Source organism: Salmonella sp. 741265073_HBA (assembly GCF_046569105.1).
Taxonomy (GTDB): domain Bacteria; phylum Pseudomonadota; class Gammaproteobacteria; order Enterobacterales; family Enterobacteriaceae; genus Salmonella; species Salmonella enterica.
In genome coordinates this window covers 48700-72533 of record NZ_JBKFRY010000011.1, presented here as the reverse complement: position 1 = coordinate 72533, position 23834 = coordinate 48700, and the positions used below count along the sequence as shown (strand labels likewise).

The window sequence follows — 23834 nt, the reverse complement described above, 5'->3', positions numbered from 1 at the left end:
TATTGCCTGCTATTCAGGAAACATACGGTCATAATATAGAGTAGTTTTATGGCGCTGGAAGGATTTCCTCTGGCAGGCGACCTCATAATTTCATTACGGTTTAAGCAAAGACTTATATTCAGCTATCCTTTTTTTATGAGCGGATATAGAGAGTTTTTTATCGTTTAGCATAACGGCATTGTTATCGAATCGCTCATAAAGCGTTTCATTCTTTTTGTTTACTATACTGCTTCCCGCCGCCGGATTGGCCTGCACATATTCATTTAATCGTTGTACGCCTTGAGTATGTTTGTAAAAACTCACCGGCAGATAACGGTCTGCTTTATCAGACGGGAGAAAAGGTTCTTCACCACACAGACATTCACAAATATTATCTTCATGAATTTTTACTAAGTTCATAAATTCAAGCTGAAGTTTTTTGGCGAGCGCCAGGCTAAAAATACCACATTCAGAAGAGCTTCGTTGAATGTCCAGCTCGACCATAGCAAAATAACAATCAGGCAGTTGTTCACGTTCAAGAGCTGCTTTGGTCCTCAACGCCAGTAAAGCAGGTCCAAAAGCGCTACACGCTGCTGGTTCGAACAAAATCACCGATGTCTTTCCGTCCATAACTCTAAAATCGACGACTGAAATATGGATACCTGAACTTCCCATATTTACGAGAAATCGGGCAGATTCAACGCCTTCCATTCTGGTCTCCTTTATAGAGGAAACAAGCTCATGGACTGACATAACAAATTTAAGATTTAACTCTGGATACTTCTTATTGGCCTGTGCAACAAGAAAAGGCATCATTTCGAGATCGGTTTCCTCGTAACTGATATGAATCCAGCTGCCATCTATAATTTCACTTTCCAGACGCTCAACAATACAGGTCAATGCTTCGGTGTTTAGCTCCCCGCTGACGTCAGGCTGAGGCGATAAACTCGCCCCCATATTACGAGCCGTAGGACTTAGCATACTTTTCCCTCCACATGATAGCTCCTGCACCGAAAATATCATCTTTAACTTTTCAGATTCAATATATTGCCCGCAAAAATATGCCTCAATGATTGAGCCAGGCAACCAATCACCTCCAGATGATTATATATAAGAATTACTACTCAAAAAATCTTTTTTATAATAAAAGCTCAACACATGGTCATAAATGATAAAAAATATTTTAATTCATTCCTACCGCAATCGGTAACGCGCAATTATCGTCAAGTACACCAGGGTTATGTGCAAAAGCAGTGCGCTGTAAATGCGCGTCTAGTTTCAGTCCCCGGAACAGCGATAGCGGTGAAGAGTCCATCCCCAAACGATACATAACCTTCTTACGATAAATACTGACGGTTTTTGTTCCCAGACCAAATTTTTTCGCCAGTTCAATTGCTGGATGTCCGGAGGATAATAATATCAGCAGCGCATATTTCGCCTGAGTGACGCCGGGAGGTAGATTCCACCAGGCGTATTGATTGATATTAAACAATACCTCTTCCGGCGTCTCGCCGACATTAAAAGCATACGTAGCAGCCACGGTTTTCTTTTGTGGCCTGTGGCAGAAACGCAGCCAGGCTTCCGGAAGACGGAGCTTCTCTCGATCCGAGCGGATAGCGCAGGATAGTTCGTCTTTTAAAACATAATCCATAACGCCAAAATATTGCAGCACACAGCGATCGATATAATACAAGCGATCTGCCACTACCAAAACTTTACGGTTCTGCAACCGCGCCTGCAACGCATGAAAAAGATAAACATGCTCATGCGGGTTCAAAGCTAAAATCAGCCCGGCGTCCGGCATATCGGATAGAGAATGCAAAAGTGCGGTTAATGAGTTACACGTTTTAACGCACTTTTCCGGATATTTTTGCTTAAAAATAGACTGAAGGGCATAACAATTAGTCCAGTTAATACCGTATATAATTACATTTCTCATTTATTTATCCTTTTTTGAAAACTGACTACAGCTTCGGTAATAATTTTTCTTCCTGGGCGACTACTGCGCAAGTAGATAACGCCTTCTTACTACAAAGGTAATAAGACCAGATACGTTATTACATGCGCAATGTCGTTACCGAAATGAATTCCTTTTACAAATCTGATAATGATTAAATTTGCTGTTTTACTTTACTGTAATCTCTTAGAGTACAACGATTGCCCGACGCCTGGTGGCCATGTATGTCTGACAATGAACGCTTTCGATTCCCTTTCATTAACTATATATCACTGGTGTAGCGATACTGAAATATACACTACGATTAAAAAAATATTTGGTATCTGTAACGCAAACAGATAGTAACGTTTAAAATAATTTCACAAATCAATGGTTCATCGTACGCATAAAGCTAAGCGGTGTAATCTTAAAATGCCGTTTAAAAATAGCGATAAAATAAGAAGGCGTATCATAGCCACACATCGTCGCGACTTGTGAAATATTTCCAGCCCCCATACGTAATAATTTTATAGCCTGATTCATACGAGCATCCAGGTATATTTTGCTAAAACTCACCTCTTCAGCGGCCAGTTTTCGCTTCAGACTTGATACGCTCATAAACAGCTTTCCTGCCACCTCAGCCTGTGACCATTTGCGGGTGAGATCGCTGATAATAATGTTATAAACTTTCTCTTTTGTCGTAATTTTTATTGCTCGCTCAAGGAAATCAAACCCACCGGGCTTACGTACAAATGCCGATATAAGATACATCAATGAGAAATATGAATAATCATGATCATCAATACTCACATTACTACAAACCCGTGGACATGCCACACCATGCAAAATAGAGTCAAAAGTATCACTCATCCCTGGCAACAAGTCCGCATGAAAAAAATACTTTGGTTTCGTTTTTAATGATAGCTCTCGATCATTGTAGTTTCTTGTACTGTAAAAAACTTTGTAGAATTTTTGCATTAAGTCATAGGAAACTTCCAGTGAAGAAAAATCAATATGCCCTTCTATTTCGCTCATACTAAGCGTGATTGTTTGATCTTTTTCCAATAAAAATAAACACGGCGCAGATTGTTCGATGAACTCCCCAAATTCGTTTTCAATTCGCAAACTGCCTTTATTAAGTTTAAACAATAAGCAGTTTGCGACATAATAGTCTCTTACGTCAGCTAATCCATTTATTAATGGAAATTTGTTCGGCTGTTGAAGGTGATTATTGCTAATGGCCTCAACTGATTTATTCATTGAAGGCAATACCATATTTTATCCTGTGTGCTATAAGGAACTCAAAATCGTTATATTCTTATAAACAAATAATTAAAACTCACAGTGATGATTTAAATCCGATTTTTTTATTATTATAGCCAATAATTACATTCCAACGCGCGTTCATTTTGTCACAAAAAGATACTCTTACAAACTTTATGCACAATTTTGTAATGGAAGCTTACAATATTAATATAATCCTTTCAGAATAAAACGCCTGGCAGAGACCTTAATAATCCATATACATCAATAAGATAGATACACTGGCATGGTGCATTACTTGCTGATATATACACCATACCTTATCACAAATCGCCAGCAATGGGGGTTCACCAGTCAATTGCCTCTTTGTTTTCCCCGCCCGATAAAATAATCTCCTGCATCCAGGAGGTCATTTGTGACTGTGCATTCATTGTACCAACTAATACCCCGTTTAAAGCCTCATATAAATGGGTGCCCGGTTCAACTTTTGCTAACATGTTTTGTAGCATAGCCGTTTGCTGCTCAAAAGAAACAAAAGCCGAATCACCACTTTTAGGATCTTTGAAGGCATTCATCTCTTGATAAATGCTATCTTTAAGCGTTTCAGAAGAGGCTGACTCAGGGAGCGCCAAAAGTCGTTGGTAGAATGCATCATAAAGATCAACGTCGCCGCCATTGCTTAAAGGCGCGCTATCCACATTATTCAGCATAGCGGCCCTGGCACTCAACGAAACCACACCCGTCGCTTCAGTGTCCGCTGTCGGGACCAAATAAGAAGTCGGAATCGTACCCGGTATCACCTTATAACCTCCATTTTACAATGCTTGCGTTTTTGTCTTCCATTCATCAATAAGTGCGTTAATGGCGTTATCAGAAATCGTCCGGCAGTCTTGTGGAAGTTCATCAAGATGATGCTTAATGACGCCTACTGCCGTTTCAACAAATTGTTCAGGTGAAAATTCTGCGATCTGATCGCCGCAACTCATGATAAAGCGCTGTTCCTGATGATATTTAAGATTAAAAGTGCCAGGCCAGTTCTCCATAAGCAACACCATCAGTTTTTGGTGATCTTTTTTCGCATTAACTGGTAGTGTTAAAAAAAGTTGCCCCTCAGGCTTATCGAAATCCCTCAGCCACTCATCCAGGACGGTTAAAAGCGTTTCGGGATGGTCGACTGCAGCTGAAAATAACTCGCGGGCATAAATCTGTATTTTTTCCATCCACTTCCAGGCCATTGTCTGATTATCAGTAAGATAAGCGGCGACCTGCTGTAACGCGTCTATCATTCCCTGCTCGTAACCTTCCTGATAGGCGTACATCCGCAAGGTCTTTGCCTCTTCTTCCGCCTCTCGCAAAATACGCTTAGCCCGTTGATGCGCCTGCTGTTCTAATCTTTCAATAGAGAAATAACGTTCCAGCGTTTTACGCTTTATCAGTATCCCCTCAACAGGCGAAAGCGGGGACGGAATTGGGATATTTTTGAGCATATTGTAAGGCCAGTAGCAAAATTGACATTTCTACAGCATCCTGCTTCGATGCCTCCTCAATAAATGGAGGAAAAAGCAAAGGAAAACGCTGTGCTAAAGATTCAGGTAAAAATTCATTCAGGGCATTTAACTGTGCATACCCGACGCTAAGTAAAAACCGGTGATTCGGCGCCTTATTGCAGACAGATAAACTTGTTCCCTGATGCATTGCCAAAAATGCTTGCGCCCAATCCGGCAGGCCAAGCAAGGCTCCCTGCCTTGCCAGATCGGCTCTCAGTTTATGGCAACCGAGTAAATACGCTACTTGCGGCAGTCGGCGCCACTGACGCAGCCACAGCTGCGTCAGTGAGTTTTGAATACACTCCTTTTCTCCGTTCTTAAGCCGCCATGCCGCCAGTATTAACTCATTTGCCGCCGCCCTGGCGGCGGGTCTGACAATCATTTCCGGCGCTATCTGCAACCGCTGAGGATGGATATACGATAACGGATCAAAAATGATTCTTTGCCAGATAATGGGTAATGGCTGCCTATTCATTTGACGATTTCGCCTTATCATCAGCCGTTATGCCTTTCTTATTGCGGGCATAATGGTTTTTGTAATACCAGACGCCAAAGCCTGCTGACATCACGGATAACAAAATAATCAACACAATCCAACTGGTTGCAAAAGAATTACGTTTTACTGGTGTGCCGGGAGCCTGTAATTGGGCATCAGAACGTTCTGACAACACAACAGAAATGTTGTCATAATCCACATCGGCAAAACTATTCTTTAAGAAACGCTTGATATCGCTGATCTGATGCGCAAGCGGCGAACCTCGTTCATATACGGCTAATGCCGACAGATGAACAGGTTTTGGCGGACGGCCATTTTCACCAGCATCAATATCATAACTAATATGGACCCTGGCGGAGAGCACGCCCTCCATCGTCTGTAATGACTGTTCCAGTCGCTGTTCAATAGCCGAATATAACCTGGCCTTTTCAGCTCGCGGAGAGGATACCAGCGAATCCGCCGGGAACATCTGCGCTATTTCCACCCGTGGCCGGGGAGGAAGCTGATAAGTTTTAATCCAGTACACCGCAGCGGTAAAATCAGGCTCAGCAACGGTAATGCTATAGCCCAATTTTCCGCTATCAATTTTATTCGCCTCTATATTGTGCATTTGCAGAACGGCAATGACCTCATTAGCCTGTTCCTGGTCCAGTCCTTTTAAAAGATCCTTATCCTTACAGCCGGCAAGGGTCATTACCAGCAGAAAGGTATATAGATATCGACGAATCATGAGCGTAATAGCGTTTCAACAGCCCCGACTCCTTTACGAGTAAGGGTACTTACCATAGAAACATACAGGTTATAATCTGAAATCATCTCTTGCGAAATAGCCAGCTCTTTAGGATCCGTCACCAGATTAGGGTCCTCAATCCTGTTGGTAATCGTCTGTTTATCCACAGCCGTGGCAATCGCCGAACCAGAAAAAGCCTGGAGTAGCCGGTCATCCAGCGAGACAATGTCCGTCTCCATAGACCTGATATTGACCGCCTGCCCTATAACGGCATTCTCTGGGACAATAGTTGCAATCGACATAATCCACCTTATAACTGATTAACGGAAGTTCTGAATAATGGCAGCATCAATATCCTTAAAGACTTTTACCGTGTTCGATTGCGCGTTACGGTACAAGTTATATTCCGAGAGCTTACTCTGATACGCCGCCAGTAGCGCCGGATCGGAGGGTTTTGCTGCTAATTTATCCAGCGCCTCTGTTACCTGCGTTTGTAGATCATCAACGCCCTTATCAAATTTTGCTGAAACTTCATCCAGATAGCCTGACCAAGATGTTGGCATAATGACTTCCTTATTTGCGTTAAATTAAAGTGGGCTTGGGAAATACCAATGGCCTGGACTCATTTTGATATAACCTTCCGCCCCGTACTGAAATGAGCGCCCCTTGAGCCAGTCATCTTTTAATTCGATCGCAAACTGCACATAGCGTCCTCCCCATGTGCGGTAATAGCTATCGACAAATTGACGGGCTCTGAGTATTTCTACATCATCGAGCGCCCCCTGAATAACAAACGTTACGCCCCCCTTATGATTCCTGCGGGAATAAGGTAACGCCTGCTGTTTTAGCCCCGCTTCCGCCTGGCCTGCTGCGGTAACATCGTCCATCAACGTGATGTTGACCGAATCCGCGTAGGGCATTAGCGCTCTCAGCTTTTGACTTAACACCTCGAGCTCTTTCTTGCTCATCGTGTTTCGCTGGCGGCTTAGCCAGAAAACGGGTTTACGCGGCTCATCGAAATGAAGCCGATAATAAGCCAGCTGCGGATAATAGGTATCCAGCCAGGTAGAGATACGCTTATTTTCTTCGTTTTCGTTAATCACTCGCGCATTTTTATCATAATCGCCCCTCGCTAAAACCTGACGAGCCCACAGCGTATCTCTTTCATTTTGCGCAGCGACATAGAGCATTTTGTCCCGTCCTGGCAACACCTGAAAGCGCTCCTTCTCCTGCCCCAATAACGAATCGAGCTCTGCGGCCTGCCGCTGCGGCGAGTTAAGTATCCACAACGTCCCTACCGTCCCAATCCCTAATATAAAAAACCCGGCCAGTGCGGCTACAATTCCGTTTTTAAAACGCGGCTCGTTCTTTTTTGCAGACGTTTCTAACTTCTCAGGCTGCTCGGGCACCCACGGCTCGCTTTCCGGGCGAATCAGGATAAGCAATTCACCGACCTGTATTGGTGTATTTAATTGCACCGAACGAGATTCAGAATTTCCTTCTTTCAGCTCATGGAGTATAATTTCGGTCGCATCCGTATCCACCTGGATTTCAAAATTTACTCCGCCATGGTCCAGCGGGATAAAAAAGCTATCGGCAGGTATATCAGGGAGTTGGCCTGAAGCAGTGAGCGCATCACTCTGACCTACCACAAAGAGTGTTCGGCCTGTCAGCAATGGAAACTCACAGCCGTTCAGTGAGCTGTTAAGTAATCGAACTATGTATGGCCCTGGGCTTGTTATCGTCTTCTCTTTTGATGTTTCCATATATACTGTTAGCGATGTCTGTCGTTCTCGATAGCAGCAGAGTACCGCACAGGACACAGGGATTCCTGATGAAAATAGAATGAAAAGTGAGAAATAAAATCAATTTATTCTGTATAATGCGTCTCAACACATATTAAAAGAACCATCGTCCCCATTGGGGCTTAAACTACTGTAGATAAATTACCCAAATTTGGGTTCTTTTGGTGTAACAATCAGACCATTGCTAACACACGCTAATAAAGAGCATTTACAACTCAGATTTTTTCAGTAGGATACCAGTAAGGAACATTAAAATAACATCAACAAAGGGATAATATGGAAAATGTAACCTTTGTAAGTAATAGTCATCAGCGTCCTGCCGCAGATAACTTACAGAAATTAAAATCACTTTTGACAAATACCCAGCAGCAAATTAAAAGTCAGGCTCAGCAGGTCAGCATCAAAAATCTTTATGTAAGCAGTTTCACTTTAGTTTGCTTTCGGAGCGGTAAACTGACGATTAGCAATAATCACGATACGATTTACTGTGACGAACCAGGGATGTTGGTGCTCAAAAAAGAGCAGGTAGTTAGCGTGACGCTTGAAGAAGTCAATGGCCATATGGATTTCGATATACTCGAGATACCGACGCAACGACTTGGCGCTCTCTATGCACTTATCCCAAACGAGCAGCAAACCAAAATGGCGGCACCCACAGAGAAAGCGCAGAAAATCTTCTATACGCCTGACTTTCCTGCCAGAAGAGAGGTATTTGAACATCTGAAAACGGCGTTCTCCTGTACGAAGGATACAAGCAAAGGTTGCAGTAACTGTAACAACAAAAGTTGTATTGAAAATGAAGAGTTAATTCCTTATTTTCTGCTGTTCCTGCTTACTGCTTTTCTCCGACTCCCGGAGAGTTATGAGATCATCCTTAGCTCAGCTCAGATAACGTTAAAGGAGCGCGTTTACAACATTATATCTTCGTCACCCAGTAGACAGTGGAAGCTTACGGATGTTGCCGATCATATATTTATGAGTACGTCAACGCTCAAACGGAAACTTGCAGAAGAAGGTACCAGCTTTAGCGACATCTACTTATCGGCAAGAATGAATCAGGCAGCAAAACTTTTACGCATAGGCAACCATAATGTTAATGCTGTAGCATTAAAATGTGGTTATGACAGCACGTCCTATTTCATTCAATGTTTCAAAAAATATTTTAAAACTACGCCATCGACATTCATAAAAATGGCGAACCATTAACATTTTTTGTATCTGTCACTCAAGTAAAGATTTTTATTAAAATTGTAATAATTTAAAATTCAGACTGCGCATTAACACGCTATATCAGGATGGGAGGCTATTCAATATCATTGTTCTGTCAGGAAGACAGCTTATACTGATATCTCTGGTAATTTAAAGTAAGGCTGATTATATAACACGATTTTTGTGAACTTGTCATCGCTATGATGACTGGTAAATCGATATTGCCTTATTCACAGCGTAACAATCCATCCAGATGACACTATCTCCTTCCGGCTTTAACCCTGTGGATTAAGGCCGGCATTTTATTCATATTTATACATCATCCGTTCCCTCTGGGAACTATTTGCCTGAACGGTCTACACCGAAACAGTCACGCTTGTTAGCTTCTGCCTGGCATACCTCTTCTCTTCCTCCTGATATCGATATAATGCCTGGGGGCCAGCCTGAGGATGATACTGCTCATAACCCCCTGCCTTTTTGACGCTATAGCTGAAGGGTGTAAAGAAAAGACGATATCATTATTTTGCAAAAAAATATAAAAATAAGCGCACCATTAAAAACAGTCTTTCATTTATATTTTGGAACCTAAGACAAATTACACTCTTAAACTTTCAACGAATGGTCATTTAGTGGAAATCTTCGAGAAAAATGGTTCTGATGGTGTAATTATCAGACCATTAACCATGAAGATATAATAAGCAGCATTTACACCCCCAAAAAATGCAGTAAGATAGCTACAAAACTAATATCTATTGCAATGAGGCCAAGTTAAATATGTAAATATTTAGATGCCCGGCGCTGACTCTCTGCACCAGGATATACGACAGCGTCCATTCGATAATCACGGTTAGTTATAACAATATTATTACCAACATGTCAGTTATTTAAAGCACAGGCATAAGCTAAATAATCAAATGTTAAAAACATATAAACCCGAGCCCGTAGAATATGACATTAAGCTCATAATAAAAGCTCAACCTGACCGTTAGTACTAACAGCAGAATTACTGAAACAGTAGATTCTATCCTAACGACTTGTATTAGCTATTATAACTTTTCACCCTGTAAGAGAATACACTATTATCATGCCACATTTTAATCCTGTTCCTGTATCGAATAAAAAATTCGTCTTTGATGATTTCATACTCAACATGGACGGCTCCCTGCTACGCTCAGAAAAGAAAGTCAATATTCCGCCAAAAGAATATGCCGTTCTGGTCATCCTGCTCGAAGCCGCCGGCGAGATTGTGAGTAAAAACACCTTACTGGACCAGGTATGGGGCGACGCGGAAGTTAACGAAGAATCTCTTACCCGCTGTATTTATGCCTTACGACGTATTCTGTCGGAAGATAAAGAGCATCGTTACATTGAAACACTGTACGGACAGGGCTATCGGTTTAATCGTCCGGTCGTAGTGGTGTCTCCGCCAGCGCCGCAACCTACGACTCATACATTGGCGATACTTCCTTTTCAGATGCAGGATCAGGTTCAATCCGAGAGTCTGCATTACTCTATCGTGAAGGGATTATCGCAGTATGCGCCCTTTGGCCTGAGCGTGCTACCGGTGACCATTACGAAGAACTGTCGCAGTGTTAAAGATATTCTTGAGCTCATGGATCAATTACGCCCCGATTATTATATCTCCGGGCAGATGATACCCGATGGCAATGATAATATTGTACAGATCGAGATAGTTCGGGTTAAAGGTTATCACCTGCTGCACCAGGAAAGCATTAAGTTGATAGAACACCAACCCGCTTCTCTCTTGCAAAACAAAATTGCTAATCTTTTGCTCAGATGTATTCCCGGGCTTCGCTGGGACACAAAGCAGATTAGCGAGCTAAATTCGATTGACAGTACGATGGTTTACTTACGCGGTAAGCATGAGTTAAATCAATATACCCCCTATAGCTTACAGCAAGCGCTTAAATTGCTGACTCAATGCGTTAACATGTCGCCAAACAGCATTGCGCCTTACTGTGCGCTGGCAGAATGCTACCTCAGCATGGCGCAAATGGGGATTTTTGATAAACAAAACGCCATGATCAAAGCTAAAGAACATGCGATTAAGGCAACAGAGCTGGACCACAATAATCCACAAGCTTTAGGATTACTGGGGCTAATTAATACGATTCATTCAGAATACATCGTCGGGAGTTTGCTATTCAAACAAGCTAACTTACTTTCGCCCATTTCTGCAGATATTAAATATTATTATGGCTGGAATCTCTTCATGGCTGGTCAGTTGGAGGAGGCCTTACAAACGATTAACGAGTGTTTAAAATTGGACCCAACGCGCGCAGCCGCAGGGATCACTAAGCTATGGATTACCTATTATCATACCGGTATTGATGATGCTATACGTTTAGGCGATGAATTACGCTCACAACACCTGCAGGATAATCCAATATTATTAAGTATGCAGGTTATGTTCCTTTCGCTTAAAGGTAAACATGAACTGGCACGAAAATTAACTAAAGAAATATCCACGCAGGAAATAACAGGGCTTATTGCTGTTAATCTTCTTTATGCTGAATACTGTCAGAATAGTGAGCGTGCCTTACCGACGATAAGAGAATTTCTGGAAAGTGAACAGCGTATTGATAATAATCCGGGATTATTACCGTTAGTGCTGGTAGCCCACGGCGAAGCTATTGCCGAGAAAATGTGGAATAAATTTAAAAACGAAGACAATATTTGGTTCAAAAGATGGAAACAGGATCCCCGCTTGATTAAATTACGGTAAAATCTGAGAGAGGAGATATGCATTATTTTTTTATCATCGTAATCTGGTTGCTTAGCATAAATACGGCATGGGCTGATTGCTGGCTTCAGGCTGAAAAAATGTTCAATATTGAATCCGAACTACTTTACGCTATCGCCCAGCAGGAATCAGCCATGAAACCTGGCGCCATTGGTCATAACCGAGATGGTTCAACCGATCTTGGCCTGATGCAAATTAACAGCTTCCATATGAAAAGGCTGAAAAAAATGGGGATTAGTGAAAAACAGTTGTTACAGGACCCCTGCATTTCTGTCATTGTGGGCGCATCCATTTTATCAGATATGATGAAAATCTACGGTTATAGCTGGGAGGCCGTTGGCGCTTATAATGCCGGGACGTCACCGAAACGATCGGATATAAGGAAACGTTATGCTAAAAAAATTTGGGAGAATTACAGAAAATTAAAAGGGATGTCAGCAGAAGAGAAAAACAAAAGACTTTCTATCGCGGTAAACAAATAATTATACAGAAATAGCTTACTTTCAGATAGTTTTAAAAGTAAGCTATATTTTTATCAGCTTGCCGTCGTCATAAGCAACTGGGCTTGCATTGCTTTTAGTTGTACAAACTGTGAGGCGTCTTCCAGCATTCTATTGTTCCGTGAATCCCGGAAATCTGCACGTACCTGCTCCAGATTACTATGAGGATTATCCTTAAGTACAAGAGCCGCCGCCATCGTTCCGGTTCTCCCCACTCCACCCAGACAATGAATCATCGGTAAATGCTTATCTGATGAACTACGCCCCGGCGCGCCATTTTGGTTACTATTTTTCACCCTATCCGCCAGGTATTCTAACTGATCAGTAGACGGTAACGGCTGGTGATCTGGCCAATTTTTCACATGCAATACCGGGATTGTATACTGCTTTTCCCCGCAGGACAGGTGCATATTGTATTGGTCTATCGCTCCTCCCTGACTGGCTGAGCTCACTTTTTGGCTGTTGGTATGCACCTCGCCAAAGGTGTAGCTCCCTCTGAAATAGGCTGGTAATTGTTTTGCCTGCATCTGATCTTCCGACGTTAACACCACCAGGCACGAGCATTCTTTTTCAAGAAGCATTTTCATATGCGCTTCCAGCGCGTCCGGCGTATTTTTTGGGTACGAACCGGCTAATGCCACAGGCTTACCGTCAAAAGTTAACGTATTCACTGGCACAGGCATTCCATCGCTCAGTTTCACCTGGGTTTGCTGATTAATTGGAATGCTGCTGACCGCAAACCGTGCCAGGCCCAGTGTCGGTCCGCTCATCGTCTGTGGCATTGACGCGCCGGCTTCTATTTTCTCAAGTTCAGCTGTAACGTTTTTCAGTTCTTTAGCAATAACGTGAATTTTTTTTACAGCCTGGGTTAATTCATGAGTAGAGGCTTTATCAATCCACCTCTCAACCTCTCCTCCACAGGTTCCCCATTGTGAGAACCGGGCTACACCGACCTGAATATTTGTTAACGTTGTAACATAATCATTAAGTTGTTTAGCCTCTGGAATTTTATTTAAATTCTGTAAATTGGTCATTAATGAACGCAGCGGGCCGTTACCTGAAGCCATCTCCTGGAAGTTTTCTCGCAGGCTATTTCCATCCATTTGTTCCAGTTGCGGTAATGTTCTTTTAAGTCCCTTTAGCGCGATATCAAGTAAAGGTTGCTTACTTTCTGCTCCAACATCGTTATTTTTTTCTGCCACTTTTGTATCGCCGCCTTTTATGACTAAAGCGGCATTCCTGACACCAACATTATCCTTGCTCTTAATAAGGTTTATAAACCCTTCGTCAGCAGCTTTTACACACTCCGTGATCTGCACTGCTAAACGTTGGGTAAGGGGTTTGTTCATATTTATACGGGACATTAACAGTGCGTCATTAACCGCTGTTTCCCCATATTTTTCCGTTAGTGCATGGAGAAATGTCTGTAAAATCTTTTGGTCCTGTACTCTGATATTTTCCGTATGTTTTTGCACCACTTCAGTGTTTTTAAATAACGGCATTTTTCCAAGCCAGGTTAATACTTTTGACGAAAATTTTTCAGGCGCAACATATGCCTTATCAGTATTTTCCTTAGCAATATAAAGTCGGGCATCATTCGACACACCAACTTTTGAAAACGAAGACAACGTTAAATTATTCAATTTTCTCTCCTCATACTTTAGCATATTCCTGCAGTATGTTTTTGAGCGCTTCCTGCTGATTCACAAATGACTCAAGCTGCGATATAATATGGTAAGTATTTGTCAGATCGGTAATTGCATGTATAAGCAACAACGTCTCTGCGGCATCAATATACGCTAACGTACCTTCATTATTCGCAGCCAGTTCACCATTAATCACCATAATCTGCCGCCAGATAGAATCGCCACAAACAGGCGATAACGGTATAATCATACCGTTCAATAACCAGATATCATCTTTAGCTTCAATAGACGTAAAAATATCGCTATCGAGTAGTAATAAGCACTGATTGTTGTCGTCAAAAGTGAGCGGTAAACCCAATTTCTCACCAATATTAGCGATAATATCCTGGTGTGCTTGCAATTTACTTTCCTCTTGAATTATCTCTTTTATAAGATTGCTTCTTCAAATTTAATCTGGTTACACAATGTCTTGATACTTTTTCGCGCCCATCGCCGGGCGCAATATTTCTCTCCTTTAATCCAGTAGAATAGCCATTCACTACGCATCGGAACACATATCAGCAGCTCCTTCGGATCATTTTCAACATGACGTAACTTGCCTTTAATAACAAAGCGCGAACTGTCAGCAATATCATCATATATTGCAGCCATACCTGAACCGGGTACTACATGTGTGATGATTTTCATAACAATTAATCTTATTCAATTGTTGTCAAGCGAGAGAAAAATACTACACCCTGGACTCAAGACTTTTTTTAACAACACGGCATATATCCGCAAAGGTCGTCATATCAGGAAGATCGTTTTCATTGCAACTAATGTCAAACTCCTCACTAAGACCAAATACAATATCAATTAAATCCAATGAGTCAGCGTAAAGATCCTCAACCAGATGGGTCTGACCATTGATACTATCAACATCAACGGCAATACAGGAGGTGATCACTTTTTTGACTCTTGCTTCAATATCCATATTCATCGCATCTTTCCCGGTTAATTAACGCTGCATGTGCAAGCCATCAACGGTAGTAATAACCCGATCCACGCCAGGTTTATTCAGGTATGACTCGTAAGCCGGGCCAGCTCGCCAGCTACCGTCTCCGATAAGGCCGTCCAGCACATTACTTAACACATAGTCAGTTTCCCCTTTTAGCCTGGTCAGCCCCGCCTCTCTGGCAAACTGCAGTGCAATCTCAGCCAGTTTTTCTTTTTGTGGATGATGAGTAATGACCTCTTTAAGCGTATCCATTTTCGCTTTCAATTCTGGGTGCTTGTCAATATCGCTACATTGCGCTTTCAACGCTGCACTCTTTATCGTGTCATTGGGTAATATTTCCGCACGCAAGCCGTCAAACGCTCTGCGTACAGGGAACGGTGTGGAGGTATCCGGCTCCAGGGCTTTACGTATCACACCCAAAAACGCCTCACGGGCGTTGAAATGTATTGAATGCATATTCGTAACGCTCGGTACTGTTGAGAGGAAACTATTTTGCTTAAACTTCAAACCAGAAAATGGGCCAGTCTTATCTGTCTGGCTATTATCATTATCGGTCGTACCGGCTTTATTACCTGTAATTACCGTCGAGTCTGATTGTAAGGTATCGATGTTAACATTCTCGACGCCAGCCAGTTGACTGGCAAGCGGCTTCACATTCACAATCTCTGCCGTCTGGCTTTGCTGTTTATTATCATCAACGCCGTGCACCGTGGCCTGTACCGGCTTGCCGATAATGCTCTTGCTGGTTACGCCATCGACTTCATCAAAAGAGGGGGTTTCACCCGTAGTGCCCTTTTCTGACGTGACCACCTTTCCATTTTTACTTTCGGATGAAGAGTTGGTCACAGCCTCTGCCGTCGCATGAGCCGTGACGTCAATTTTACCCGCGATGCCATGGTCAATTGCCCCTGTGCTGGCGCTGTGTGCCGTCTCCGTTTGATGCGTAGTCGAATCCACACGCGAATGACTATGACTTACGTTACTGCTGTTAGTCGAATGGTGTGACTCGCCATGGCGTTGGCTGTTATCAATAAATGTTCGGCTATTATCAATCGTCTTCCGGCTATGATCATGGTTGCTATTATCGATATGGCGCTGGCTATTATCGACATGGCTTCGGCTATTGTTAATATGCTTACTGTTATCCACGCTACGGTTACTGCTATCAATATTAATATTGATATTAATACCCGTAGGTTCTGCTTTTTTCCCACCATCAGGTACTGGTCCAGCCGCAGGTTCCGGAATTTTAGGGTCGGGCAGTTTATCTGCAGGAATTTGTGCAAAAACATTACGTAGCAGCAGGGGTATCAACGTTTGCATTTCAAGGTGCCGGGCTTCCCGTCCTACGCTGGTACCCTGCTCTTGCGTTAATTTTTGGTGGCACATATCAAGCGCCTCAACCGCCTTCGCCGCCGCTTTGTCAACAAGGTGCGTAAGATTGCTGCGGGTTAACGGATCTAACGTACAGCCAAAGTTATGTTCAATGCAGCTGGCAATATAGGGCATCACCTCCTGCATAACAAGATTCGTCGATAATTTACTTAATTCACCGCCAGTGTTATTTTTGATGATATCTAACAGCTGCTTTTCCAGGTTTTCCAGCTTCGCTTCCGCTTTCTTTGTTTCTGGCAGCCATGGCCCAAAAGCTGACTTTTCTTTCAGGCCATCTTTTATGATTTGCGCGGTATACTCTGCCCCCACCTTCATTAGTAGCGTCTTCGCCTCAGGAGAATCACTGGTGGCGTTGAGCGCTGAACGAAAGAGCCCGGCAAATTCCATTATCGCTTTCTTACCGGCGACATTATTTGAATTGGTAAAAACTTCTTTTAACGCCTCAGCGTCTTTCCCGCATTTAAACAACGCATCCAGACTCGCCTGTTTGATCAGCGCGGGAAAATCCTCCAGTTGCAGGCCTTTAATTTCCCCTGATAGCATCGTTGTGGCACTATCTCTGACTGCGGAAAGATTCGCCGCAAGATTCGTGGCCTGCGTTTTAATCTCGGTCTGCATACCTGGCATTATGACGGGGGGCTGAGTTCTTACACTTGTAACCATTATTAATATCCTCTTCTGTTATCCTTGCAGGAAGCTTTTGGCGGTTTCCAGGCTGCTACTTATCGTACTGCTCAGCACTTTTACCAGGTTGTCGTACAATGAATTGGCATTGCTGTATTTTTGCGTCAGCGTCTGTAATGTGGTTTTCAGATTTTCTTCCTGTGCTTTAAAACCCGACTGCCAGGCTTGATATTTGGCGTTATCCAGTTCAAGGGCTGAACCCGATCCTATTCCATTAAGATCGCTAACCATTTTGCTCAGTGGCCCCGTATCCACCAGTACGACATAACCAGAACCAGACGCCTTTAGACAGCTGGCCGGTAAATTCAATTCTTTAATCCACTGCTCAGCTTCCGCTTTCGTTGCTGTTGTCACTCCGCTGCCAGTTTGCGAGGGAAATAAAATCGTATTTTTATTTATTTGAGTGTATTTATTAATTAAACTACTTATTTCACTTTTAAGTGAGTCAACATTTAGCTTAATGGTATTTCCATCCTTACCAGGCGATAACCAGCCTCCCATTTTGGACAGAATGTCACTGAAGGCCTGATAAAAATCGGTATAGACTGCGACAACGTTTTCATAAACGCCCAGATAGCTGTCACCTATCGCCGATATATTTTGGGAAACCATATCCCAAATCTCAGCATCAGAAATGGTTGTTCTCGGCTGCGCCATAGGCGAAGCGCTAAATAAGGCCGACGTCGGCGCAGAAAACGCGCTCCGCAGGTTCTCATTTTGTTCTGCGGATAATGACACGCCAGACTTCGCCAGCGCATTCAGGCTGCTGGTCAACTGCTGGCGCGCCAGCGTGCGCTCGTCATTATTCTCTTCAGAGATCGGTGGCGTTGACTGCAGCGTCTGCTGTGCCTGCTGGATTTTAGTAGCCGCCTGCGATAATGAAATGATATCTGTACCGCGATGTTCTGTGGTAGACGGTACCACGGCAGTCTCGACGTGCTCGCTCGCCGAGGGAGTCTGCGGCCGTTCGGCAACGATCCCCGGATGAGGAGAAGCGGAATAATTTTGAATATTAAGCATAATATCCCCAGTTCGCCATCAGGAGCGCGATTAAATCACACCCATGATGGCGTATAGATGACCTTTCAGATTAAGCGCGAATATTGCCTGCGATAGCAGCGAGTGCGGATGCTTTCGACTGGTTAATGCTCTCCATTGTTTTCAGCATTTCCTGAATCAGGCTGGTCGATTTACGTGAACTTTCACGGGCTTCGTCCGATGCAGTGCTGGCAACCCGGTTATTCACCTGGCTAATTTGCTGCTCGGAACGTTCCTGAGTAGCGGCGTACTGCCCGGACGCCCCTGCAATACCACCGACCGTGACCGAGTTCTTCATAATCAGATCGCCCGTCATCTGCATCTTGCGCGCATCGATTCGGGTCATATCCATAGTATTCTGCTCAAGACGAATATCGGATTCGACAGACTCAAGACGTTTCGACAGAATAGCCTGATGTTCAGGGGAGATTTGTTTATTACTGTCTTTAATACCCAGACTTTCCGTGGCGCTGGTTCCGGCATTAGATTTAAGCGTCGCATCATTAAGATTTTTCGTCGCATCAGTGCCGGTTTTCTTCATATTTAACGATTTCAGAGAATCGACGCCTTCAGCACCGAGTTTGACGCTATTCTGCCCGTTCAGCACGTTTTTAATACTGTGGCTTTCAGTGGTCAGTTTATCGATCTTCGCGGCATTATGTTTAAGCGCGCCTCTTTCATTCTGCAGCCCCTTATATTCCAGTTTGGCGCCCACGCCAGTGATCCCCAACTGAAGCGCGCTCTGGGAAATACTACCGGACAACGCATTCATCCCTTCGCGCATCATGGAGCTTGCCGTCGTTTTAGCTGCATCAAAACTGACTAATGACAACTTACCAGACAGTTTGCTATCAGCCTGGTTCAACGTCAGCATTAACGTATTCGCGGCAGCCAACAGCGCAACGGCACTGGAAGACATTCCGCTAATATCAAAAAACTTTCCGACTTCTGCCTGCTGCTCGCGTAACTGGGTTTGCACAACCTCATTCGCTTTAGTCGTGACATTATTTGCCAGGGCATTCAAATCCTGATTCATGTCGGTATTTTGAATACTGGCTTTTAAAAAGGACGTGATCGTTCCGGGGGTTTGCGTTAATACCCCTGGCGCAGGCGCGCTCAGTGTAGGACTCAACCCCAGGTCACTGACTTTACTGCTGCTAATACCAATACTATTCAGAATATCTTTAGCGCTAACGGATTGCGAAGCTGTCTGTGAACTATTCTCAACAGAATGATTATTTAAATAAGCGGCGGGATTTATTCCCACATTACTAATTAACATATTTTTCTCCCTTTATTTTGGCAGTTTTTATGCGCGACTCTGGCGCAGAATAAAACGCGAAGCATCCGCATTTTGCTGTACCGCAGAAGACATGGCTTTTTGCAGTTCCGCCGTTACCTTCTGGTTTTCACCAAATATTTCTACGGATTGTTTAAGCCACTGCTGAATCTGATCCATGGCAAAACGGGCGAGCATAAAATCAGCAAGCGCCTCGCTGGCATTTTTAATAAATACGCCCTCGGCAACACCACCGGCTGACTGGGCTGCGGTATTCGTGACTTCCATGCCCAACGCCACTTTATTTAGGGTATTACCTACCAGCTCTTTACTTAAGGCATTCGTTTGCAGGCCCATCTTGCTACCCACATTACCCAGGCCGCTAGTAATACGTTGCATCCCTTGGGTAAAGAGTTTGCTGCCGTTTTGTGCCAACTGTTTCAGCACGTTAGGCACCAACTTCTTAATCGTTTCGCCCATCATTTTGCTCAGCGCGTTACCCAGTTTCGCCGCCGCGCCTTTCCCGACAACTGCGACCACCACAATGACCGCTACCATGGCAATAGCGGCAACAATCGCACCAACAATGCTGCCTGCCATCTCTGCCGTTTTCTTATCGACGCCTAATCCTTCCAGCGCTTTGGTAATCGCCTTGCCAATCAGCTCCATTAACGGCTTCAGCACATGCTCCATAATCGGGTTTAGCGCCTGCTGAATAAACGACACCCCCGTCGCCGCCTTCACAATTTCATCGGCAACCATTACCGCAAGTCCCACCGCAGCCAGCGCCAGACTCGCCCCACCGGTAAAAACAGCGGCCACAACGCTAACAATGGTTAGCAGCGCGCCGAGGACTTTCCCGATACATCCCATAATGCGGTTCGTTTCCTCGGCTTTGCGCGTCTCTTCCTGGAATTCAGCCGATTTCTTTTCCATCTCCGCCTGACGCCCTTCCTGCAAGGCGTTGAAAAGCGCAAGATCGTTTTGCAGGCTTTCTTCCGTATTTTTGCCCACAATCTCAATAAACATGGCCATGAGCATTGTGAGGCGGGCGACATTTGACAGATTATCCTGCTCCCCCTGGGAAACCTGATTCTGAGAGGCGGCATTAGCCGTTCCCTGGAATTTGGTCAGAATGTTATCCGCTTTCTCGGCTTTCGCTTTGGCGTCTGTGCCTGCTTTAACCGTCGCATCCGTGGCCTTATCTAATGCCTCTTTCGCCTCTGTCGCTTCTTTTCCGGCCTGTTCTACCGCGGCTTCAGCTTGTGCATAGCCGGGGTCAGCCGGGTCCAGCGATTGCAATTTATTTTGCGCCTGCGTCAGTTTTTTGGCCGCTGCGTCATAAACACTCTTGGCGGTATCCGTCTTTTTGATACTGGCTTCATAGAGATCCGTCGCCTCCTGAGCCTCTCCCAGAGCCGTCTGGAATTCTTTCGATACCTGAATCCCCATCTCTTTTTGTGACTCAATCATCGCCTGCCATACCGCCAGACGAGACTCCAGTTGAGACAGCGAAACATCGCCCAGTAGGGTCATTAACTTGCCAAGCAGTAATGTCAATTGCCCTTCGCTGGAGAGTTTTTCCCGGGCGGCGTCCGTAGGCGGCTTCAGACCCACCGTATTAATAGCGCTCTCGCCGGACTTTGTTCCGGCTTTAAGGTCGCCCGCTTTCGTTGCCACCACATCTTTAAAAGCTTTATCCGCCGCTTTTAAAAAGTCCGTGTTCTTACGAACGCCTTCAAAAGCCGCCTCAGCGAGGCGCGGATTTTGGGTATATCCGCTACGGCTAATGCTACTTGCGTCATTTACCATAATTATTCCTTTTCTTGTTCACTGTGCTGCTCTGTCTCCGCCGTTTTTAGCGCCTCCAGATAGACCAACGCTTTTGCCCGCAGAGACTCATCTTCAGTACGTTCATTGACAAGTTCAAAACACTGTCTGGCTTTTGCTGCCTTACGCATTAATAATTGACATTGCCCGGTAAAAAAGACGGGGCGATAATCATTTTTAAGTAACGTAAACGCTACTGCATAAAGGTCACATGCTTTCTGAAATTGTTTTTTCAGTTGGCATACCGCCGCCAGTCCCATGGTGTAATCGGGATTGTAAAAATCATAAATGCATAAGAAACGAAAGAATGTCTCAGCTTCATCCAGTCGTCCCTGGTTATAAAACTCATAAGCATGAGCATATAAACCGTCCATCATATCTTGAGGGATCCCATGAACGTCTTTTAGCGTGGCGCCTTCACTAACGGCATCCCAAATCATTTCCGCAACACGTTCTTCGCTGACATTATTTTGATAATCCATTACTTACTCCTGTTATCTGTCACCGACTTTGTAGAACTTAACGACTGCGTTTATCTGATGCAGTTATTAAACCCTGACGGTGGTTAGTGAACATTCAAAAAACGCCCAATGAATACATCGCTACTGCTTTACGCGGCTCAATGTCGTACTTCATTTTCTTGTGGCTGAATAACGTCTTTGCCCGCGTTTTCTACTTCTTCCAGCCAAACCAGAAGACGTAAAACTTCATCAATTTCTTCCAGACTCACCAGATCATAACGGCGATGGGTTTTGAAAAGACTGCGCGCCAGTTTGATATCGACGATCACAGGTACGCCAACCTTCTCCGCATAGGCGCGGACGGCCAGTGCGCGCTGATTCGTTTCATACACCGAGATCATCGGAATCGGCATCAGTTCGGGTTTAAAATAAATCCCGATCGTAATATGCGTGGGGTTGGCAACAATCAGGCGTGAGTTTTCAATATCGGATTTCACCTGTTCAGACAGAATTTCCATATGAACTTCACGTCTTTTAGATTTAACCTCTGGGTTCCCTTCCTGCTCCTTCATTTCACGCTTCACTTCTTCCTTATCCATTTTCATATCTTTCATGGTCAGGAAATATTCCGCAATAGCATCCAATAATAAGACAATCAATGCGCAAGCAAGGCAAGTTAATACCAACGCGAGAAGAAGCTCACGCCAAATGACGGCAATACCTACAATATTGCCATTTAGCTGAGAAAAGATTTCAACCTTATATTTCTTCCAGCAAATGATGGCGGCCACCACAAAGGATGAGAGATACAGTAGGGTTTTGACCGTATCTTTAACCGTGCGCATACTAAAAAGTTTTTTCGCCCCTTCTACCGGGTTTAACGCCGATAAATTAGGTTTTAATGCTTCTGTCGCCAGCACAAAACCGGCCTGTAATAACGCCGGTAATGCGGAACACACTAAGCAGAGCAGCATAAATGGAATCAGATATTTTAACCCTATCCCAAAAACGGCCAAACTGTAGTCAGCCATGCTCTGATCAAAATTATCCGCAATAATGATCTTAATTATCCCCATAAACTCATTAAATGAGCCATACGACACCAGATAGGCAATTCCTCCCAGCGTCAGGCAGGCGATAATGAGATCTTTACTTTTAAATGACTGGCCTTTTTTAGCGGAGTCTTCCAGCCGTTTTTTAGTCGGTTTTTCTGTTTTATTCGAGGACATGCGTCGCCCCTCGCTCGTAAAACCAACTGCTTAATCCTGTGGCCTGGAAAGAGAGTCGCAGTACATTGTCCGGTAGTACCGGAGAGAAATAAAGCAGCATAATTAAAACGGCAATACCGCTTTTTACCGTCAGTGAAATCGCAAAGGCGTTCATTTGCGGAGCAAAGCGCGACAATAAACCCAGGAATACTTCTGACAGCAACAGCACTAATACCACCGGACTGGCCAGAACCAACGCGTTTTGAGCCACCTGATTAATAAACGTTAATAGCGGCGGTAATGAAGGCGTGCACTCGTTCATCGGATCGCATAGCTGATAGCTTTTATTTAACACGTCAACCATCGTGACCAGACCGCCGTTTTGTAAATAAACGACAGCGGCAAACATATTCAGGAAATTAGCCATTTCCGAGGTATCAATACCGTTTGCCGGATCGATACTGCTACTTAGCGTTGCCCCTCGCTGGTTATCGATAATACAACCCAGTGCATGCATAACCCAAAAAGGCCATGACAGCAGACAGCCCAGCATGACGCCTACCGCCGCTTCTTGCAGAACTAACGGGATCATCGCCACCGATAAAAACGGCGGCGCCTCGTTCAATGCATGCGGCCATACTCCCAATGTCACCAGGATGATAATGGCGTTTCTCGGCGCGCCGCTTAATACCCCGCTATTCAAAAACGGCAGGAAGAAAAAAATCGGCGCCACGCGAGCAAACCCTAGTGCCGCAGACGCAACCAGGTGATGAATTTCAAAGTACAACGCGTAAAACATTTTTTACCCCTTAGCCAACGCCAGGAATATCACCTGACGCCCGTAAGAGAGTAAAACTTCGCCATACCAGCCAGACAGTAAAAACAAGCACAAACACACGCCAAGTAATTTAATGCCAAAAGGCAGCGTCTGTTCCTGTAATTGCGTTACCGTCTGGAATAACCCTACCAGGAGGCCGATAATCGTTGCGACAATCGTCGGCCACCCTGACAGGATCAAAACAAGATAGAGCGCCTTATTACCTGCAAACACTAAATCATCCATTTAA

Annotated in this window: 25 protein-coding genes; 3 read left to right on the top strand and 22 right to left on the bottom strand. The window is 44.2% G+C overall.

Annotated features, from left to right (window positions below; all coding sequences use genetic code 11):
* Positions 1-93: 93 nt before the first annotated feature.
* The 10 genes from avrA to prgH all read right to left on the bottom strand — a co-directional run bounded on the left by avrA (position 94) and on the right by prgH (position 7717).
* Positions 94-1002, bottom strand: a complete 909-nt coding sequence (gene avrA / locus ACLD3P_RS15465; protein ID WP_131046582.1) for a type III secretion system YopJ family effector AvrA — start codon at positions 1000-1002, stop codon at positions 94-96.
* A 160-nt stretch (positions 1003-1162) separates the two neighbouring features.
* Entirely contained in the window at positions 1163-1918 is a 756-nt protein-coding gene (gene sprB / locus ACLD3P_RS15460; protein ID WP_131046493.1) for a transcriptional regulator SprB, read from the bottom strand.
* A 384-nt stretch (positions 1919-2302) separates the two neighbouring features.
* The gene (gene hilC, locus ACLD3P_RS15455) at positions 2303-3190 is read right to left on the bottom strand and encodes an invasion transcriptional regulator HilC (protein WP_000243998.1); all 888 of its coding nucleotides are present in this window, start codon (positions 3188-3190) and stop codon (positions 2303-2305) included.
* A 335-nt stretch (positions 3191-3525) separates the two neighbouring features.
* Positions 3526-3978: a type III secretion system effector protein OrgC gene (locus tag ACLD3P_RS15450; RefSeq protein ID WP_000612177.1), complete on the bottom strand. Its 453-nt coding sequence runs from the start codon at positions 3976-3978 to the stop codon at positions 3526-3528.
* 15 nt (positions 3979-3993) lie between these two features.
* The gene (gene orgB, locus ACLD3P_RS15445; RefSeq protein WP_000916655.1) at positions 3994-4665 is read right to left on the bottom strand and encodes a type III secretion system linker protein OrgB; all 672 of its coding nucleotides are present in this window, start codon (positions 4663-4665) and stop codon (positions 3994-3996) included.
* On the bottom strand, positions 4622-5221 hold the full coding sequence (gene orgA, locus ACLD3P_RS15440) for an oxygen-regulated invasion protein OrgA (RefSeq protein ID WP_001591231.1): 600 nt from the start codon (positions 5219-5221) through the stop codon (positions 4622-4624). The genes orgB and orgA overlap by 44 nt, the downstream gene beginning before the upstream one ends.
* A complete protein-coding gene (prgK, locus tag ACLD3P_RS15435; RefSeq protein WP_000621238.1) occupies positions 5193-5951 on the bottom strand; it encodes a type III secretion system inner membrane ring lipoprotein PrgK in 759 nt (252 codons plus the stop codon). Before prgK ends, orgA begins: the two co-directional genes overlap by 29 nt.
* A complete protein-coding gene (gene prgJ / locus ACLD3P_RS15430) occupies positions 5948-6253 on the bottom strand; it encodes a type III secretion system inner rod protein PrgJ (protein WP_000020431.1) in 306 nt (101 codons plus the stop codon). Before prgJ ends, prgK begins: the two co-directional genes overlap by 4 nt.
* A gap of 18 nt (positions 6254-6271) precedes the next feature.
* Positions 6272-6514: a type III secretion system needle complex protein gene (locus ACLD3P_RS15425; protein WP_001143298.1), complete on the bottom strand. Its 243-nt coding sequence runs from the start codon at positions 6512-6514 to the stop codon at positions 6272-6274.
* Between the two features lie 24 nt (positions 6515-6538).
* Entirely contained in the window at positions 6539-7717 is a 1179-nt protein-coding gene (gene prgH / locus ACLD3P_RS15420; protein ID WP_000450196.1) for a type III secretion system inner membrane ring protein PrgH, read from the bottom strand.
* 315 nt (positions 7718-8032) lie between these two features.
* On the opposite strand from prgH, the gene hilD reads away from it, so the two are divergent.
* The 3 genes from hilD (at position 8033) to iagB (ending at position 12211) form a co-directional block, all read left to right on the top strand.
* Complete coding sequence (gene hilD / locus ACLD3P_RS15415) at positions 8033-8962, top strand: transcriptional regulator HilD (protein WP_131046494.1); 930 nt, start codon at positions 8033-8035, stop codon at positions 8960-8962.
* 1087 nt (positions 8963-10049) lie between these two features.
* Positions 10050-11711: a transcriptional regulator HilA gene (hilA, locus tag ACLD3P_RS15410; RefSeq protein WP_001120085.1), complete on the top strand. Its 1662-nt coding sequence runs from the start codon at positions 10050-10052 to the stop codon at positions 11709-11711.
* Between the two features lie 17 nt (positions 11712-11728).
* Positions 11729-12211: an SPI-1 type III secretion system invasion protein IagB gene (gene iagB / locus ACLD3P_RS15405; RefSeq protein WP_000558930.1), complete on the top strand. Its 483-nt coding sequence runs from the start codon at positions 11729-11731 to the stop codon at positions 12209-12211.
* A 53-nt stretch (positions 12212-12264) separates the two neighbouring features.
* Here the strand turns inward: iagB and sptP are convergent, their stop codons facing one another.
* From sptP to spaQ, 12 genes are all read right to left on the bottom strand, one after another.
* Positions 12265-13896, bottom strand: a complete 1632-nt coding sequence (sptP, locus tag ACLD3P_RS15400) for an SPI-1 type III secretion system effector GTPase-activating protein SptP (RefSeq protein ID WP_131046495.1) — start codon at positions 13894-13896, stop codon at positions 12265-12267.
* The gene (sicP, locus tag ACLD3P_RS15395) at positions 13883-14275 is read right to left on the bottom strand and encodes a chaperone SicP (protein WP_001147852.1); all 393 of its coding nucleotides are present in this window, start codon (positions 14273-14275) and stop codon (positions 13883-13885) included. The genes sptP and sicP overlap by 14 nt, the downstream gene beginning before the upstream one ends.
* A gap of 26 nt (positions 14276-14301) precedes the next feature.
* Positions 14302-14562 (bottom strand): hypothetical protein, encoded by a 261-nt coding sequence (locus ACLD3P_RS15390; RefSeq protein ID WP_000692254.1) that lies wholly within the window; start codon positions 14560-14562, stop codon positions 14302-14304.
* A gap of 43 nt (positions 14563-14605) precedes the next feature.
* A complete protein-coding gene (locus ACLD3P_RS15385) occupies positions 14606-14854 on the bottom strand; it encodes an acyl carrier protein (protein WP_001055579.1) in 249 nt (82 codons plus the stop codon).
* An 18-nt stretch (positions 14855-14872) separates the two neighbouring features.
* Positions 14873-16930, bottom strand: coding sequence for an SPI-1 type III secretion system effector SipA (sipA, locus tag ACLD3P_RS15380; RefSeq protein ID WP_131046496.1), 2058 nt, complete (start codon positions 16928-16930; stop codon positions 14873-14875).
* An 18-nt stretch (positions 16931-16948) separates the two neighbouring features.
* Complete coding sequence (gene sipD, locus ACLD3P_RS15375) at positions 16949-17971, bottom strand: SPI-1 type III secretion system needle tip complex protein SipD (RefSeq protein WP_023212174.1); 1023 nt, start codon at positions 17969-17971, stop codon at positions 16949-16951.
* 70 nt (positions 17972-18041) lie between these two features.
* On the bottom strand, positions 18042-19271 hold the full coding sequence (sipC, locus tag ACLD3P_RS15370) for an SPI-1 type III secretion system needle tip complex protein SipC (RefSeq protein ID WP_000909019.1): 1230 nt from the start codon (positions 19269-19271) through the stop codon (positions 18042-18044).
* Between the two features lie 27 nt (positions 19272-19298).
* Complete coding sequence (gene sipB / locus ACLD3P_RS15365; RefSeq protein WP_000245782.1) at positions 19299-21080, bottom strand: SPI-1 type III secretion system needle tip complex protein SipB; 1782 nt, start codon at positions 21078-21080, stop codon at positions 19299-19301.
* Between the two features lie 2 nt (positions 21081-21082).
* Positions 21083-21580: a SycD/LcrH family type III secretion system chaperone SicA gene (gene sicA / locus ACLD3P_RS15360; protein ID WP_000386309.1), complete on the bottom strand. Its 498-nt coding sequence runs from the start codon at positions 21578-21580 to the stop codon at positions 21083-21085.
* Between the two features lie 137 nt (positions 21581-21717).
* On the bottom strand, positions 21718-22788 hold the full coding sequence (spaS, locus tag ACLD3P_RS15355; RefSeq protein ID WP_000097719.1) for an SPI-1 type III secretion system export apparatus protein SpaS: 1071 nt from the start codon (positions 22786-22788) through the stop codon (positions 21718-21720).
* Positions 22775-23566, bottom strand: a complete 792-nt coding sequence (gene spaR, locus ACLD3P_RS15350) for an SPI-1 type III secretion system export apparatus protein SpaR (protein WP_023214354.1) — start codon at positions 23564-23566, stop codon at positions 22775-22777. The genes spaS and spaR overlap by 14 nt, the downstream gene beginning before the upstream one ends.
* A gap of 3 nt (positions 23567-23569) precedes the next feature.
* Positions 23570-23830, bottom strand: coding sequence for an SPI-1 type III secretion system export apparatus protein SpaQ (spaQ, locus tag ACLD3P_RS15345; RefSeq protein ID WP_000342503.1), 261 nt, complete (start codon positions 23828-23830; stop codon positions 23570-23572).
* Between the last annotated feature and the right edge of the window lie 4 nt (positions 23831-23834).